The following is a 14,894-nucleotide window of genomic DNA, read 5'->3' as shown; positions in this document are numbered from 1 at the left end:
TGACTTCGTTTCTCAGGAATTGAGAGCGGCCGAAGACCCGGAATTTGAAACCTTCTACACTAAAAATATTCTGCTTAACGAAGGTCTGAGAGCTTGGATGGCTCCCCAAGACCAACCCCACGAAAACTTTATCTTCCCTGAGGAGGTTCTCCCGCGTGGTAACGCTCTCTAATATCCCTACTGCTAGTGGTCGTGACCAAAGTTCCACCGGCTTCGCTTGGTGGTCTGGTAACGCTCGTCTTATCAACCTCTCCGGTAAACTGCTCGGCGCTCACGTCGCCCACGCTGGTTTAATCGTTTTCTGGGCCGGGGCGATGACCCTGTTTGAAACCGCCCACTTTATCCCCGAAAAACCGATGTACGAACAGGGTTTAATCCTGCTTCCCCACTTAGCTACCCTCGGTTTTGGGGTCGGTCCTGGTGGTGAAGTAGTCGATACCTTCCCCTACTTCGTCGCTGGTGTTCTGCACTTAATTTCTTCGGCTGTACTCGGTTTTGGTGGTATCTACCACGCTATCCGCGGACCGGAAACCCTAGAGGAATACTCTAATTTCTTCGGTTACGACTGGAAAGACAAAAACCAAATGACCAACATCATCGGTTATCACCTAATTCTCTTGGGTTGTGGTGCGCTGTTGTTGGTATTTAAAGCCATGTTCTTTGGCGGTGTCTATGATACCTGGGCTCCCGGTGGCGGTGATGTCCGCGTCATCACTAATCCTACCCTCAACCCCGCAGTTATCTTTGGTTATCTGACCAAAGCTCCTTTCGGTGGCGAAGGCTGGATTATCAGCGTCAACAACATGGAAGATATCATCGGCGGTCACATCTGGATTGGCTTAATCTGTATCGGTGGCGGTATCTGGCACATTCTCACCAAACCTTTTGCTTGGGCGCGTCGCGCTTTCATCTGGTCTGGAGAAGCCTATCTGTCCTACAGCTTGGGCGCTCTTTCCATGATGGGCTTTATCGCCGCCGTTTACGTTTGGTTTAACAACACCGCCTATCCCAGTGAATTCTACGGTCCGACTGGTATGGAAGCTTCCCAATCTCAAGCTTTCACCTTCTTGGTGCGTGACCAACGTTTAGGTGCTAACGTCGCCTCTGCCCAAGGCCCCACCGGTCTAGGTAAATACCTGATGCGCTCTCCCACTGGCGAAATCATCTTCGGTGGTGAAACCATGCGTTTCTGGGATTTCCGCGGTCCCTGGTTAGAACCCCTCCGCGGTCCTAACGGTTTAGACCTCGACAAAATCAGAAATGACGTACAACCTTGGCAAGTACGCCGCGCGGCTGAATACATGACTCACGCTCCTTTAGGTTCCTTGAACTCTGTGGGTGGCGTTATCACTGATGTTAACTCGTTTAACTATGTGTCTCCTCGCGCTTGGTTGGCTACCTCTCACTTCACCCTCGCCTTCTTCTTCCTGATTGGACACCTCTGGCACGCTGGACGCGCTCGCGCCGCCGCCGCCGGTTTCGAGAAAGGAATTGACCGCGAGACTGAACCCGCATTGGCAATGCCTGACCTCGACTAATTTCGCTTAGTTCGATGGTAGAGGCTCCCGTCTGGTTGGCGGGAGCCTTTTTGTGGTTAATATCAGACATTGACATCCTCAGACGCGGCTAAAATACTCTCTAAAGCCGATAATAATCGTTGATTTTCTGCCGGTAAACGGACAGCAACCCGAAAATAATTGCTGCCCAATTCGGGGAAACTGAGACAATCGCGGATGAAAATTCGATGATATTTTAATAAAGCTTCCTGTAGGGGTAAACAGGAAGATTGAGATTGTACTAAGAGGAAGTTAGCGGCACTGGTTTGGGGCTGTAACTGCGGAAAATCAGCTAATCCCTGCCATAAATCCTCGCGGGCTGCCGTTAACCAATCCCAAGTTTGTTGTTGAAAATCCCTATCTTCAATTGCCGCAATAGCGGCAACCACAGCCAAGTTATTCACCGACCAAGGATCGCGCCATTTTTGCCATTGTAACAGGCGATCGGGATGGGCGAGGACATATCCTAGACGTAAACCGGGGAGACTGTAAAATTTAGTTAGGGAACGCAAAATCACGAGATTAGGATATTCCGGCAACAGAGATATTAAACTCTCCTGTTGTGGCGGGGGTAAAAAATCCATAAAAGCTTCATCCACTACCACCAAACCAAATTGCGATAGATAGGGACGAATGGCCGCCACCGTCCAGAGTTTCCCGGTGGGATTATGGGGATTATTAAGTAATAAGCCTTGTTTTTTGGGATTAACCGGCTTTAAACTGGTTAAATCTAGGGAATGTTGGCAGATTTTTCCACCAAAACTTTTTAAAGCCCGTTCGTAATCGTTAAAAGCGGGTGTTAGTACATAAACACTATCAAATGAGGCCAATTCCCGACCAGCCCAGGTTAATAACTCAGCCGTACCATTGCCCGGGAGAATCCAATCTGGTCCGATATTGTGCCATTGACCGAGGGCAGAACGCAACTGCCAATACGCGGGGTCAGGATAACGAGTCAGACTGGTTAAATGGCTTTTAATAGCGGTTAGGGCGCTTTCCGGTGGACCGAGGGGGTTGATACTGGCAGAAAAATCGAGAATAGAGGAAACCGGACAGCCAGCAATTGTGGCCGCCCAGTCAAGATTACCACCATGTTTAGGTCTAGGCAAAAGACTTACAGCGAACGAAACTCAACAGTAATTATTCCTTATCCGGAGCCACTCTGTCTTTAAACAGTTTACCCGCCGAGAAAGCCGGGACGCGAGTGGCCGGAATCTCCATCTTATCGCCGGTTTTTGGGTTGCGTCCTTCCCGGGCCTGACGTTCCCGGGCCTCGAAGGAACCGAATCCTACTAGGGTTACTTTGTCCCCCTCAGAAACCGCATCGATAATGGTTTCGATGGCGGCAGTGAGAACAGCATCTGCTTGTTTTTTGGTGACAGAGGCTTTGAGAGCGATTTGATCGATTAATTCACCTTTATTCATGCGCTAACTCCTTTTTTTGCGGTTTTTCTGAGTTTAGGGTGGTTGTCAGTAGTTTATTATGGTTCCCCTGTTGAGGACTCGCCAGGATCGAGATCACTAAATAATGCCTCAAATCCTCATTGGCTATATATTCCACTGCATTATTCTAAGCGGGAATTGTCTCGATCGGAATCGCTGAAACCTTTAATTTATCTAGATTTCCCCCCGATTCCCCGTTAAGAGGAGAGACAAAAGGGAATAAGCGAGAGATTTACAGCGATATAAGCTAATAAAAAGAGATTAGCAAGCTAAATTGCCGATAAATATTCTCTAAAAGCGATAGGCATCCTAACTTCCCAAAAATCGTTCATCGGTTCTCTCCAAGATTTTTGACTAATTTTGCCCCCAAAAACGTTAAAAAAGTTTACCAAAGCAATTTCTGCCCACAAATTAAGGTTCTGTCCCAGGAGATATTCGCTAGAATTGGAACTTATGATCGTTAAAAATATTCAAAAAAGCAGGATTTAACTGGAAAGTTTGCTATCATTATCTATTCAGCGACAAACTCGCATGGTGATTTACTGCTATCCCCTAGCCGATCTAGGTCAAAGCTTAAGACGTTCTTTTATCGTGACTTTTTTGGCAGTAATCGCCATTCTTGGCGGTCTGATCCCCGAATTTTCTTGGACGACGGAGGTAGTTAGTTTTCAGTCCTCCGCTTATACTCAAGATTTTACGGCTGACCAAATTAAACGTTATGCAACCGCAGTTTTGTTGATCGAAACCCAAAGAAAACAAGCTTATCAGGCAATTTCGCAAATTTTAGGGAAAATTCCCCCAGCAATTACCTGTAACCAACGGGAAAGCTTTAATAATCTTCCCACTAATGCCCAAAGAATTGCCGTCGATTATTGTAATAACTCAAAAAAGATTGTCCAAGATAGTGGTCTGACTGCCGCTCAGTTTAACACCATTACTAACCGGATTAGTAGCGATGATAACTTGAGACGACGGGTGCGAAATGAGATGATTCGTCTGCAGCGGGAAAATAAATAGAAAAAGTTCCTCAGTTTTTCGGGTCAAGTTGGAGTCAGGGCTACAATAAGAATGTTTTTCCCATTGACCACTACCATGTTAACTTTTACCGAGCGCTTACCCCCCCGTCATACCGCTAGTCCACCTCCCCCAGAAACGGTAGTTTTTAGCCTTCTACTTACGGCCGAAGAACGCACCCGCAGCCGTTATCGTCTCGACAGTCCCGAAGGTTTTTCCCTCTGTTTTCGTTTACCTCGCGGCACCATTCTACAGGATCGCGATTTCCTGCGGGGAGAAAACGGCGAAATTGTTCAAATTATCGCTAAACCCGAACCAGTTATCACTATTACCGCCCCTTCAACCGATTTACTCCTCAAAGCGGCCTATCACCTCGGTAATCGTCATGTAGCCCTAGAAATTAATCCCGATTATCTGCGTCTGGCCCCCGATGCTGTCCTACAAGCAATGTTAGAAGGTTTGGGATTAACTGTAACTGAAGAAATCGCCCCCTTTAACCCCGAAATTGGCGCTTATCAGCATTATCATGACCTGGAAGAGGCAAAAAAGGGATAGTTTAAAAAAGACCTCTTGCAGAAATCAAAAATCGTTGTTAGGGTTAGGCTTCGGCCGTGAGCTCAGCCGAACGGAGTCAGTAGCCAGTAGTCAGTAGTCAGGAGAATTAAAAATGAGCATTAATCAGTTAAATGGTCTATAGCGGTTCTCGCATCTGTGCGGCACACTTAAACCTTTGCTGATTAAGCTGTTCAGGATCGGGAATGTACCTCTTGTGAATCAGAAACGCTATATTTACAGATTTTATGCCATTTAATCCTTGTTTTTGACGTTTTTGAACCATGAAAAATTAATTATGCAAGAGGTTTAAAGAACGGAATTCGGTATGGGTCAAAGTTTCTAGAAAAGCCCTAGGGATAGCTTGAGTATTTATACTTATTGCCATCCAGGTATGCTTTCCCTAAGATATAGTCGATCGGTAATCGTACCGAACTAATTACCGAAAATTTGGGTTTAAAACCCTTGGAATGATGTTTTTATTGTATTCAGGAAGTTAAAAAAATGAAGACCAAATCGATCATAAGCTTACTATCCCTTAGTATTATGGGGATGTCAATCTATGCAGGTCAAGCTAATAGTAGTGATTATCGAGCTTTGACCCCGGAAGAAAAATCACGGTTGACTGATGCTTTGCTAAAACAGGGCTGTAGAAATCCTAAAGCGATGAAATTTGATGTTGAGACTAACCTATTTGAAGCAGAAGATGCTGTGTGTGAGGGAGGAAGAAAGTATGATATTTACCTTGATAGAAACTTTAGGATTGTTTCAATGAAACCAGATTAAAATATCAAATCTCTGAGAAGCTTTTACCGGTTGCCGCGAAGATTACCGATCAGGTATAACAAAGCCATTCTGACAGCGACACCACTGGTAACTTGTTGGGAAATCAGACTAAAATCGGGATCGTCCATTAAATCGGAACTAATTTCCACTCCCCGATTCACAGGACCTGGATGAAGCACCTTCACCCCCGGTTGACAGGATTGCAAACGAGGACGAGTAATGCCAAAACTTTGATGATATTCCCGTAAACTGGGCAAAAGATTGGCGGTCATGCGTTCTTTTTGCAGTCGCAGGGTCATCACAAAATCGGCCTTTTCTAAAGCTGGTTCTAAATCCCAGTGGAGAAATAGGCGATCGCACAATTCTCCAAAATATTTCGGCAGTAGGGTGGGGGGAGCGGACAAATGTACTTCCGCCCCAGCCGTGGTTAAACTCCAGATATTGGAACGAGCCACGCGAGAATGGAGTATATCCCCGACAATAGCGATTTTTTTGCCCTCTAACAGTTCTAAACGGGGATTTTCCTCATCTAACAGACAACAGATCGTAAACAGGTCTAAAAGTCCCTGAGAGGGGTGTTCGTGTTGACCGTCCCCAGCATTAAGAATACTCACCCCCGACTGCAAACGATCCATTTCTGCGGCAATTAAATCGGGAACTCCCGACTGTTGATGTCGGATAACAAAAATATCCGTACCCATGGCCACATAGGTTAAAGCGGTATCGAGAATCGTTTCCCCCTTAGTCAAACTGGAACTACCCGGGGCAAAATTGAGAACATCGGCCGAAAGACGTTTCGCCGCTAGTTCAAAACTACTACGGGTGCGGGTGGAAGGTTCAAAAAAAAGATTTGTCACCACTTGTCCCTGTAGCGCCGGCACTTTCTTGGTACGTCGGGAAAGAACTTCACGAAAACTAGAGGCCGTTTGTAGCAGGGTTTGGTATTCTTCCGGTTGCCAGTCTTGCAATCCCAAAATGTGGTGTCGGATCCAAGTGAAAGCCATAGGAGTTAAGGAGGCGGTAAAAACGGCAAATTTCGTCTATGCTATTGTAGGATTTCTTTGCATCAGGTTAATAAATAGGGTTTATGAGAATTAATTTTTCCTTCTGTCAGATCACTCTCGCGATCGCTTTATTTCTCAATCCCTTGCCGGCGATCGTTGCCCAGACTGCCACCTCTGGGGAAATGGTATCACCGACCACGGGCATTAATTACACTCGCCTGAAAAATTTCCTCGCTCAACAAAATTGGCGACAAGCTAACGATGAAACTCGTAATTTAATGCTGAAAGCAACTGGACGGGAATTACAGGGCTGGTTTACCATGGAAGACCTGCAAAAATTGGCCTGTTGGGATCTGCAAAAGATGGATCAACTCTGGAAAGAAGCTTCCGGGGGTCGTTTTAGTTTCAGTACCCAATTTCGCATTTTTATCGAGACAGGTAATCGACCGGGGCGCTTAGTGGCGATCGAAAATTTTCAAACTTTTGGCGATCGCATCGGTTGGCGTAAAGGTGGTGATTGGATTATTTTTAAAGAAAATCTTAACTATACCCTCAATGCACCCGTTGGTCATCTACCGGCGCCCCGGGACGAATATCAGATCGCCGGTGGTCGTCTAGAATACACCACCCTCGCCCAAAGATTAGTCACCTGTAATATTGTTAGCTTAGGGCAAAGCAAACAGTGATCACGCGATCAATTCTGTAGAGTAAAATTTAAGGAAAAGCTTCTCTCCTCATCTTCCCTTTTTTTCCGATTTACTAGCACTTTTTCTGCCAAAAACCCCTAAATTTAACAATGATTAAACGATCCGTTAACCTATCGAGAGCGATCGGTTCGTCGATCGCCGTTTCCCTAATTATCACCGGTTGCGCCCCCCAAACCCCGCAAGCCACTGGACCGGCGGCTGTTCCCGTCAAACTGCAAACCCTCGGCACCGACAAATTAGTGCAAAGTAGCGAATTTGTGGGTACTTTGATCGCCCAAGAGCGTGTTAGCGTCTCCCCTCAGATTACTGGTCGGATTCGGTCTATTTTCGTTAAATCTGGTGATCAGGTAACTCAGGGACAAAAAATCGCCGAATTGGATCCCGAACAACAACAGCAACAGGTAAACGCCGGCATCGGCCAGGTAAATTCGGCCAAAGCGAACCTGAATGCGTCTGAGGCGGATTTAAGGCAAAGACAAGCGCAAGCGAGGGCAAATAAAGCCCAAATTGCCCAGAATCGGGCTAATGTGGCTAATGCCGAAGCCAATGTGAAAAGTCAGATCGCCACCTTGAGCGCCGCCGAAGCTGATTTACAGAGAGCGAGAGCTAATTTAGATTTGGCGGAAAAAAACCTAAAAAGAGCCGAATTTCTGGTTAAACAAGGCGCACAGCCCCAACAGGACTTAGATGATCGCCGCCGCGACATTCAGGCCGCCAGGGCGGAAGTAGAGGCCCGGTCTAAAAATCGTGATGCGGCCCGTCAACAGGTGACGGCGGCTAGAGCTACCCTACAGGCAAACAAAGAAGCATTAAATATCGCCATTCAAAACGAATTAGCCTCACGGCAACAGGTGGCGGCGGCAGCGGCAACAGTGAACAGTCGTCAAGCGGCAGTAGCCAGCGCCGAGGGGCAATTAGGGGCGACGCGCCAGAATTTAGTTTTTAACACCATTACCGCCCCGATTGATGGTTTTGTCGGCGATTTTAATCAAAGAAAAGTCGGCGATATTATCTCCCTGGGTGAAGAATTAACCTCGTTGACTAATAATAAAACTTTGGAACTAAATGTGCAGATTCCCGTGGAATTACAACCGCGTCTGCGCGTCGGGTTGCCCGTGGAAATTATTAATCCCGATGGCAGCCCCGGGGTTCGCGGTCAAGTAACTTTTATTTCTCCCACCGTTTCCCAAGCTACCCAATCGGTTTTAGTGAAATTTGCCTTTACTAATGATGGCAGTCTTCGCAATAACCAATATGTGCGGACGCGGTTAATTTGGGATCAAAAACCGGGGGTATTAGTTCCCACCACGGCAGTGACTAGCATCGGAGCGCAAAATTTTGTTTTTGTGGCCGAAAAAGAAAAGGCTAAAGAAGGTCAAGAAAATGCCAAGGAGCGTTTAGTGGTTAGACAAAAACCAATTCAAGTCGGCACGATTCAAGGGCAAGCTTATCAGGTTATTTCTGGAGTAAATGCCGGGGAAAGAATTGCTATTAATAATATTCTTTCTCTCCGAGATGGTACAGCTATAACTGTTAGTCAGCAGTAATTTTTATGAGTAATTCGATTACCGTTCGTCCCCTGGCAGCGCAACTAATTACAGCCGAGAGTTTCCGTCCCTACGGTCAATTAATAACCCCTAGCCATGATGGAAAACCGTTTGATGAAAGCGATGCACAACTGCATTTAAAAAACGGTGTGCCACGTTTTTATATTATGCGTTTACAGACTCGCGGACGTAAATTTAAGCGAATTACTCGTCATAGTCAATGTACCCAATGTCTTGGTTCTTTGGGGGGACAAGAGTGGTTTTTAGGAGTGGCCCCCCCTAGTCCTCATCCTCAACCAGATTTAGAAAAATTAAAGGTTTTTCGCATCCCTGGGGACTGTTTTATTAAATTAGAGGTGGGAACTTGGCACGCTGGCCCACTTTTTGATCAACCGGCAATCGATTTTTATAATCTTGAATTGAGCGATACTAATATTATCGATCATTGTACCTATAATTTTGCCCAAGAGCAGTCAATAGAATTTGAGATTGTTGATTGAAAAAATATTTTTTTACCTAGGCTTTGCTGAATATCGGCGAAAGCTGACAGGGGGAAAATGTGAGTTTGATAAAGTGAAAAAAAGGCAGAAGGTAGAGCAGGTAAGCTTTTTGCCTCTAAATCCAGAGAAGGCTTAATAGAATTATAAGTGTAAGCAATGATACCCCCTAAAAGGTTAACTAGAAAATTCCAGATACTACTTTGAATTGGCACTATTTGTCGATGCCAAGTCAATGACCAATCTTACTTTTTCCGCTAAGTCTGAAAACGATGACATATAGTCATTTCAGATAAGTATGATACAGTCTAGACCGACAAAATCCTTAGGAACTCTGGGATTGATATTCTCAATCTTAATTGAAATGACTATAATAAGGGTTTCAAGCTCTCCACAATTTTCAATAAGCTAGTCTTAATGACAATAAGCGACGAGAGAAGAGGACTTCGAGATAGGGGGAAATCAAAGGATCGCTCAACTAAAAAGATAACGGGAAAAGTCAGAATGACTGATAAGTTATTCCTATCGGAATTTTTAACACTTCTGCATAAATCACAGGTCTTCTAACGAAAATATAATATACACCTCCAAAACCAAAATGACGTTCGGCAAGCTCAGTCGAGCCGCAGAACTTATTGAGACAGCTAAGGCGAAACCGCAAAAAACCGCTAATCTTTGGATTATTTGGCGCAGCAGGATGTCTGGTGACAGAGATCTCACTGAGTGAAGGTTACAGCGTTTCTCGTAAAGGTGAAGTATAGATTAAACCTTGCCGAAGTAAGGATTTCAGTCGCAAAAACCCACCTCATCTATCGGATAAACTTTGTATCTCAATACCACAGTTTTGATGACTCCAAGACAATAATTAATCATTTCGAGGACTGACATTATGATCATGCAGAATAACCACTCACAACAAATTCCGGATAATTCTCAAAAAATTCAATCCACTATTCAACAGTTTCAGGAGTACTTCGCTATTTATGAGAGTGTTTTTCCTTATCTACCTATTAAAGACACGGAGAAATCCTCAATTGAAAAACGAAAAGACTGGATTAGTAAGTTGAAACAAACAGAATTTCATGTCGCTTTTCTCGGTTCTTATTCGGCGGGAAAATCAACAATAATTAATGGAATTTTAGGACGAGAAATTCTCCCTGAAGCCAATAAATCAACCACTGCATTTCCCACTATCGTTAAAAAAGGAGAAAAAGACCAAGCCTTTATTTACTTTATGGATGACAAAGCGCAAAGGATACTTTACGATAGTTTTATAACTGAAATTGGTCACAAAATTGGTCAAAATCTGTCAAGGGAATTTCATGAACCTCTGGGAAAACACTTTCAAAGCATTCAGGAAGCCATTAAACAATATGAAACAGAAACTGGAAGTTCTATCGATCAACAAGCTTTAGACAAAAGTAGATTGCTTGTAAAAAATTTGGCAAATCCAAATCCCGATTATCAAGGAAGAAAAGAAATTCAACTATCAGAACTTGGCAACTATGTAGAAGGCTATGAAGGAGCAATTTATGTTGATAAAATTGAAGTGTTTGTAGAAAATTTGAATATTGCGGACGGCATTGTATTGGTTGATTTACCAGGACTAGGGGTGGACAATAAACGCCATAAAGAATTTACTCAAGACTACATCAAAGAAAAAGCAAAAGCTTTTGTCGTTTGTATCAACCCTTTCAAAGTTCTTCAAGGGGAAGAAATAGAATTTTTAGCTGAAATCAATAAGAAGAATCCAACGATTATTCAAAGGGCATTTTGGGTGATTAATCAATGGGATATACCGAATAAGACTCAAAAAAAAGAAGCTATTAATAGCTTTAATCAACGGGTTGGCGACTATAATTTTATCATTAAGGAAGAGCGAAATTTTCAGACTTCTGCCCTTAACTATTTATTGTTAAAGACAATTGCTCAAGGAACAATTGACCAAAGTAAAAAATTACCAGGACATCTTGAAACTTTGATAAAAACAATTGGCTTAGAAAACGAGCCTTCTAAGGATCAAGCTAAAGACTTGCTCCTTAATCATCCGGATATTGTTCCCTTTTCTCAATTCCTTGAATCTCTATATAAATATTTGAATAAAGAGGCAAAAGATGAGTTTATTGCAGATGCGAGAAAAGAACTTCTGGAGATTATCCGTAAATTAGAGCGATTGTTGGAAGAACCCTATCATCAATATGGTCAAATCTCCAATCCTCAAGAGAGGGAAAAATGGGATGCTGTTATTTCACAATCTCAGTTGTTTATAGATCAGTTGAAGGAAAAAGTTAAAGAATTTGCCAAACAAATTCGCACGCACGAAGATGGTCAATTTTGGCAGGAGTCTGATACGAATGAAATAATCCAAGAATTGCATCAAAAAATAGTACAAATAGATGAAAAAGAACTTAAAAATTATCTGTACACAGGAGAAGATATCAATAAGGAACAGATGTATAAATTTCCCGATTTTATGAAGAAAAAAATAGAACTGAATTCATTGATGAGAAAAAGATTAATGTCGGTAGTCTATATTGCTTTTACCGAGCGATTAAGTACACTTCTCAGTGATTTACAAACCATCAACCTAAGTTATTTACCCGAAGAAGTGTCTAAAAAACTAGAAGATAGCCTTTGTGAACGGGATATTTTAATGAGATTAAGTGGTCTGTCTGACGCTTTATTTTCTCAGTATGGAGACAAGCTTCATGAGATTGGAGAGAGTCTCAAAGACTGTAGTGGTCAGACATTTTCTGAGCGCTTAAAGCAAGCCATAGAAAGGTACGAAAATAAACTGATAGAATACATTAGAGAAACTATCAAAGAGTTGAACCCAAATATTTGCTATAGCCTGAAAAATCATGCAGAATATTTGGAAGAAAAGTTACTGGAACTATTTAAAGATTGCCAAGGTAAAATATCCAGTCAAATTGCCCAAACTACCGAACTTGATGAGGCTATTGCTTCTGAAGTTACTAAGCAAACTACGATTACCAATAGTTACCAAACACTGATTACTTTAAAAAGCTCAATTACTGGGTAGTTTAGAAACACAAATACCTGTAGAGGTTGAACAATTTACTCGCTAATTGACTGTTTATTCAGCAATGCCTTTTTTTGTGTACTTTTGTGACAGCTTTGGCATAAATCACAGGTCTTCTGGCGAATAGATAATATAGTCCCCCGAAATTAAAATGCAGAACTTATTCGGCCAGATCAGGCGAAATCTCAGAAAACTCCTAATTTTTGGATTATGTGGTGCGGGAGGATGTCTGTTAGCGGCGATCGCGCTAGGAGAGGTTTTTCTCACGGTGACTGAACGTCCGCCAATTGTCGAACAGAATCCTCAATCTGTCGTAATGTTGATTGATACCTCCGGCAGCATGAACGATGACAATAAATTACAAGAGGCGAAAAATGCCGCTAAAGCCTTTATCGAGCGACAGGACCCCTCGGTTAATCGCTTCGCGGTGGTCGGTTTCGGCAGTCAGGTTCAAATTGGCACAGGACTAACCTCCGATTTAGCCACCCTCAATCAAGCCATTGACAATTTATCTGATGGTGGGGGGACAAGAATGGATTTAGGACTGGCAACGGCGATTGAGCAACTAGAGTCTAGCAGCTCCGATCGTCATATCTTGCTGTTTACAGATGGACAACCCGCCCCGGCTCCTTCTCCAGAACAAATTGATATTATGATTGTTCTCGACGTTACTAGCAGTATGAATGAGGAGATCGCCGGAGTACAACAAGGCATCCAAAACTTTGCCCAAGAACTCAAAAAACGGAAACTTGATGCTCAAATAGGCCTAATCGCTTTTGGCGATCGCTTATTTGGCGAAGAGCCGCAAATTCTCAATTTTGATGGTTCTGTATTTACCCCTGATAGCGATCGCTTTAGTGAGCAAATCGGCAGCATTCAACAGGTTAACGGCAATGATCCGCCAGAAAGTAGCTTAGATGCTCTGGCATTAGCTGCCCGTCAGCCTTTCCGTTCCCATGCAACCAAAGTCATACTGCTGATTACTGATGCTCCTCCTTTAATACCCGATCGAGAAATTCCTTCTTTAGAAGCAACCACTAATGTTTTAAAGGAAAATCAAATTGCTCAACTGCACTTAGTCATTCAACCTGATGATCGCGCTACTTTTGAACAACTGCAACTCTCCGCACCTGGAGAAACCTTCTTACTCGGTGAAACCGCCGCAGGACGACAAGGATTTGAAAGTGTACTCCCCACCATCGGTAAAGCCATCGCTGAAACAACCCTGAAAGAAGAAGATCGCCAACCGATTGTAGAGGCGACCCTAAACATCGGTCAAACTGCTCTGAGCCAAAAAATCAATATTATTGCCGTCGGAACAGGAGATGCCGATCAAAACTTTCTGACTCAACTGACGGGAGAAGATAAAAAAGTCTTCTATGCTAATTCCGGAGAATTTGACCAAGCCTTTCAATCTGCGGCAAAACTCATCTATGATTCGCAGCTGATCGGAGAACAAAAGCAAAATCAAGGAATTTTATACACTTTACTGAGCCAATCTCTTCCTAAAAATCAACTGCAAACCCCTCAATTTAGATTTATCTATGATGCCTTGCGGACGGGTGGCTGGACGGCTATCCTGTCTGTGGGTGCTTCTTTAGCGTTAATTGTCGGGCAGAACCTCTATCAACGTCGTCGCCGCCTTCTTTCCCTGGGCGAGACAAGCATCGGTACAGTGGGGGGAATCGTTGCTGGATTGGTTGCCGGTAGCTCAGGACTCCTTGTCTCTCGTTTTCTCATTCAAAGCATTCCCACCCTTGCCCCAGGGGGGCCACTTCTGGGTTGGACGATTTTAGGGACAATGCTTGGCGGCGGCATGGCTCGTTTTGTCCCCAATCTGAAAATCGGCAGGGCGGTATTGGGCGGGTTTCTCGGTGGCGCGATGGGAGGAATGGGTTTTGTTTTGCAAGCTGGAGCGAGTAATGAGATGGCCGGACGTTTAGCGGGTTCAGCGATTTTGGGTTTTTGTATTGGCATGATGATCGCTCTTTTGGAACTGCTGACTCGACAAGCTAAACTGATCGTGCATTGGAGTCCTACGGAACAACGAGAATTTTTATTAGGCTCTCGCCCGATCATTTTGGGCAGTTCCTCGGAAGCCAATATTTACTTACCCAAAAAACAGGGTTATGCCCCGATCACGGCTCAGGTTTTTCAAAAAGGGGAAAACATTATCATGCAGTATAACTCGTCCTATGGACAAGCCAAGGGGATGAAAAAACTAGAGCATCAATTAAAGGATGGTGATCGCCGGAAATTTGGACAGATTACGCTGGAGGTAAAAACATCGCCCGAACCGTCCAATCGAATAATATCAACTCATTAATCTTATTTTGGTTGCCCAAATGGTAGTCTATAAATTCTTTCTTAACCTGAAAAATTCTCCAGAAAGATATGATTATCCTCTAGATCTAACCGCCGATCAGGAAAATAATCCTGAAACTATCTTCACCAAGGAAATTCGCCAAGCAATCCGAAAACATTTTCAAGCAAGAAGCTCATGCTCTGTCAACGATCACCGTCTCAATCAAATTATCGCCGCTTGGGTCGAAGATATCCGAGAAGGCTATCGAGAAACTGTCCTGACCCTAGATTTACCCCTACTGAGCGAGTCGAACCTTGAAAACATCCAAGACGAAGGAAATCAAGAGTTACCCCCTCTTTTTACCCCCGATTTAGGGGCTATAGAACCCATGGAGGGAATGTTTCCCCCTTTAGAAGACATTTTCAACACTTAACCTATTC

At 43.8% G+C, this 14,894-nt stretch carries 14 protein-coding genes; 11 read left to right on the top strand and 3 right to left on the bottom strand.

Annotated elements, in window-relative coordinates; all coding sequences use genetic code 11:
• Both IM485_RS01050 and psbC read left to right on the top strand, forming a co-directional pair.
• A partial coding sequence (locus IM485_RS01050) for a photosystem II protein D2 (protein WP_271931852.1) occupies positions 1-172 on the top strand: 172 nt, incomplete at its 5' end.
• Entirely contained in the window at positions 156-1,538 is a 1,383-nt protein-coding gene (gene psbC / locus IM485_RS01045; RefSeq protein WP_193958450.1) for a photosystem II reaction center protein CP43, read from the top strand. The genes IM485_RS01050 and psbC, both read left to right, overlap by 17 nt.
• Positions 1,539-1,600: 62 nt before the next feature.
• Here psbC and cobD read toward each other — a convergent pair whose 3' ends face one another.
• Both cobD and hbs read right to left on the bottom strand, forming a co-directional pair.
• A complete protein-coding gene (cobD, locus tag IM485_RS01040; RefSeq protein WP_287740637.1) occupies positions 1,601-2,665 on the bottom strand; it encodes a threonine-phosphate decarboxylase CobD in 1,065 nt (354 codons plus the stop codon).
• Between the two features lie 31 nt (positions 2,666-2,696).
• Complete coding sequence (gene hbs, locus IM485_RS01035; protein WP_002739253.1) at positions 2,697-2,981, bottom strand: non-specific DNA-binding protein Hbs; 285 nt, start codon at positions 2,979-2,981, stop codon at positions 2,697-2,699.
• Positions 2,982-3,530: 549 nt separating this feature from the next.
• On the opposite strand from hbs, the gene IM485_RS01030 reads away from it, so the two are divergent.
• From IM485_RS01030 to IM485_RS01020, 3 genes are all read left to right on the top strand, one after another.
• Entirely contained in the window at positions 3,531-4,016 is a 486-nt protein-coding gene (locus IM485_RS01030) for a DUF4168 domain-containing protein (RefSeq protein WP_104398343.1), read from the top strand.
• Positions 4,017-4,091: 75 nt separating this feature from the next.
• A complete protein-coding gene (gene ureE, locus IM485_RS01025) occupies positions 4,092-4,568 on the top strand; it encodes an urease accessory protein UreE (RefSeq protein WP_104398342.1) in 477 nt (158 codons plus the stop codon).
• 501 nt (positions 4,569-5,069) lie between these two features.
• Positions 5,070-5,351 (top strand): hypothetical protein, encoded by a 282-nt coding sequence (locus IM485_RS01020; protein ID WP_002788965.1) that lies wholly within the window; start codon positions 5,070-5,072, stop codon positions 5,349-5,351.
• Between the two features lie 23 nt (positions 5,352-5,374).
• Here IM485_RS01020 and IM485_RS01015 read toward each other — a convergent pair whose 3' ends face one another.
• A complete protein-coding gene (locus IM485_RS01015; protein WP_104398341.1) occupies positions 5,375-6,355 on the bottom strand; it encodes an aspartate carbamoyltransferase catalytic subunit in 981 nt (326 codons plus the stop codon).
• An 83-nt stretch (positions 6,356-6,438) separates the two neighbouring features.
• On the opposite strand from IM485_RS01015, the gene IM485_RS01010 reads away from it, so the two are divergent.
• The 6 genes from IM485_RS01010 (at position 6,439) to IM485_RS00985 (ending at position 14,887) form a co-directional block, all read left to right on the top strand.
• Positions 6,439-7,041 (top strand): GUN4 domain-containing protein, encoded by a 603-nt coding sequence (locus IM485_RS01010; protein WP_104398340.1) that lies wholly within the window; start codon positions 6,439-6,441, stop codon positions 7,039-7,041.
• Between the two features lie 110 nt (positions 7,042-7,151).
• Positions 7,152-8,609 carry an efflux RND transporter periplasmic adaptor subunit gene (locus IM485_RS01005; RefSeq protein WP_287740633.1) on the top strand — a complete coding sequence of 486 codons (1,458 nt, stop codon included), beginning with the start codon at positions 7,152-7,154 and terminating at the stop codon, positions 8,607-8,609.
• Positions 8,610-8,614: 5 nt separating this feature from the next.
• Positions 8,615-9,109, top strand: coding sequence for an ureidoglycolate lyase (locus IM485_RS01000; RefSeq protein WP_287740630.1), 495 nt, complete (start codon positions 8,615-8,617; stop codon positions 9,107-9,109).
• Between the two features lie 886 nt (positions 9,110-9,995).
• Positions 9,996-12,149 carry a dynamin family protein gene (locus tag IM485_RS00995; RefSeq protein ID WP_287740627.1) on the top strand — a complete coding sequence of 718 codons (2,154 nt, stop codon included), beginning with the start codon at positions 9,996-9,998 and terminating at the stop codon, positions 12,147-12,149.
• 151 nt (positions 12,150-12,300) lie between these two features.
• The gene (locus IM485_RS00990; protein WP_287740624.1) at positions 12,301-14,475 is read left to right on the top strand and encodes a VWA domain-containing protein; all 2,175 of its coding nucleotides are present in this window, start codon (positions 12,301-12,303) and stop codon (positions 14,473-14,475) included.
• A gap of 19 nt (positions 14,476-14,494) precedes the next feature.
• Positions 14,495-14,887, top strand: coding sequence for a hypothetical protein (locus IM485_RS00985; protein ID WP_024968989.1), 393 nt, complete (start codon positions 14,495-14,497; stop codon positions 14,885-14,887).
• Positions 14,888-14,894: the final 7 nt, after the last annotated feature.

Source organism: Microcystis sp. M169S2, assembly GCF_020245865.1.
In the GTDB taxonomy this organism is placed as follows: domain Bacteria; phylum Cyanobacteriota; class Cyanobacteriia; order Cyanobacteriales; family Microcystaceae; genus Microcystis; species Microcystis ichthyoblabe_A.
Note: the sequence above shows the minus strand (reverse complement) of the source record. Positions and strands in the feature narration are given on the sequence as shown.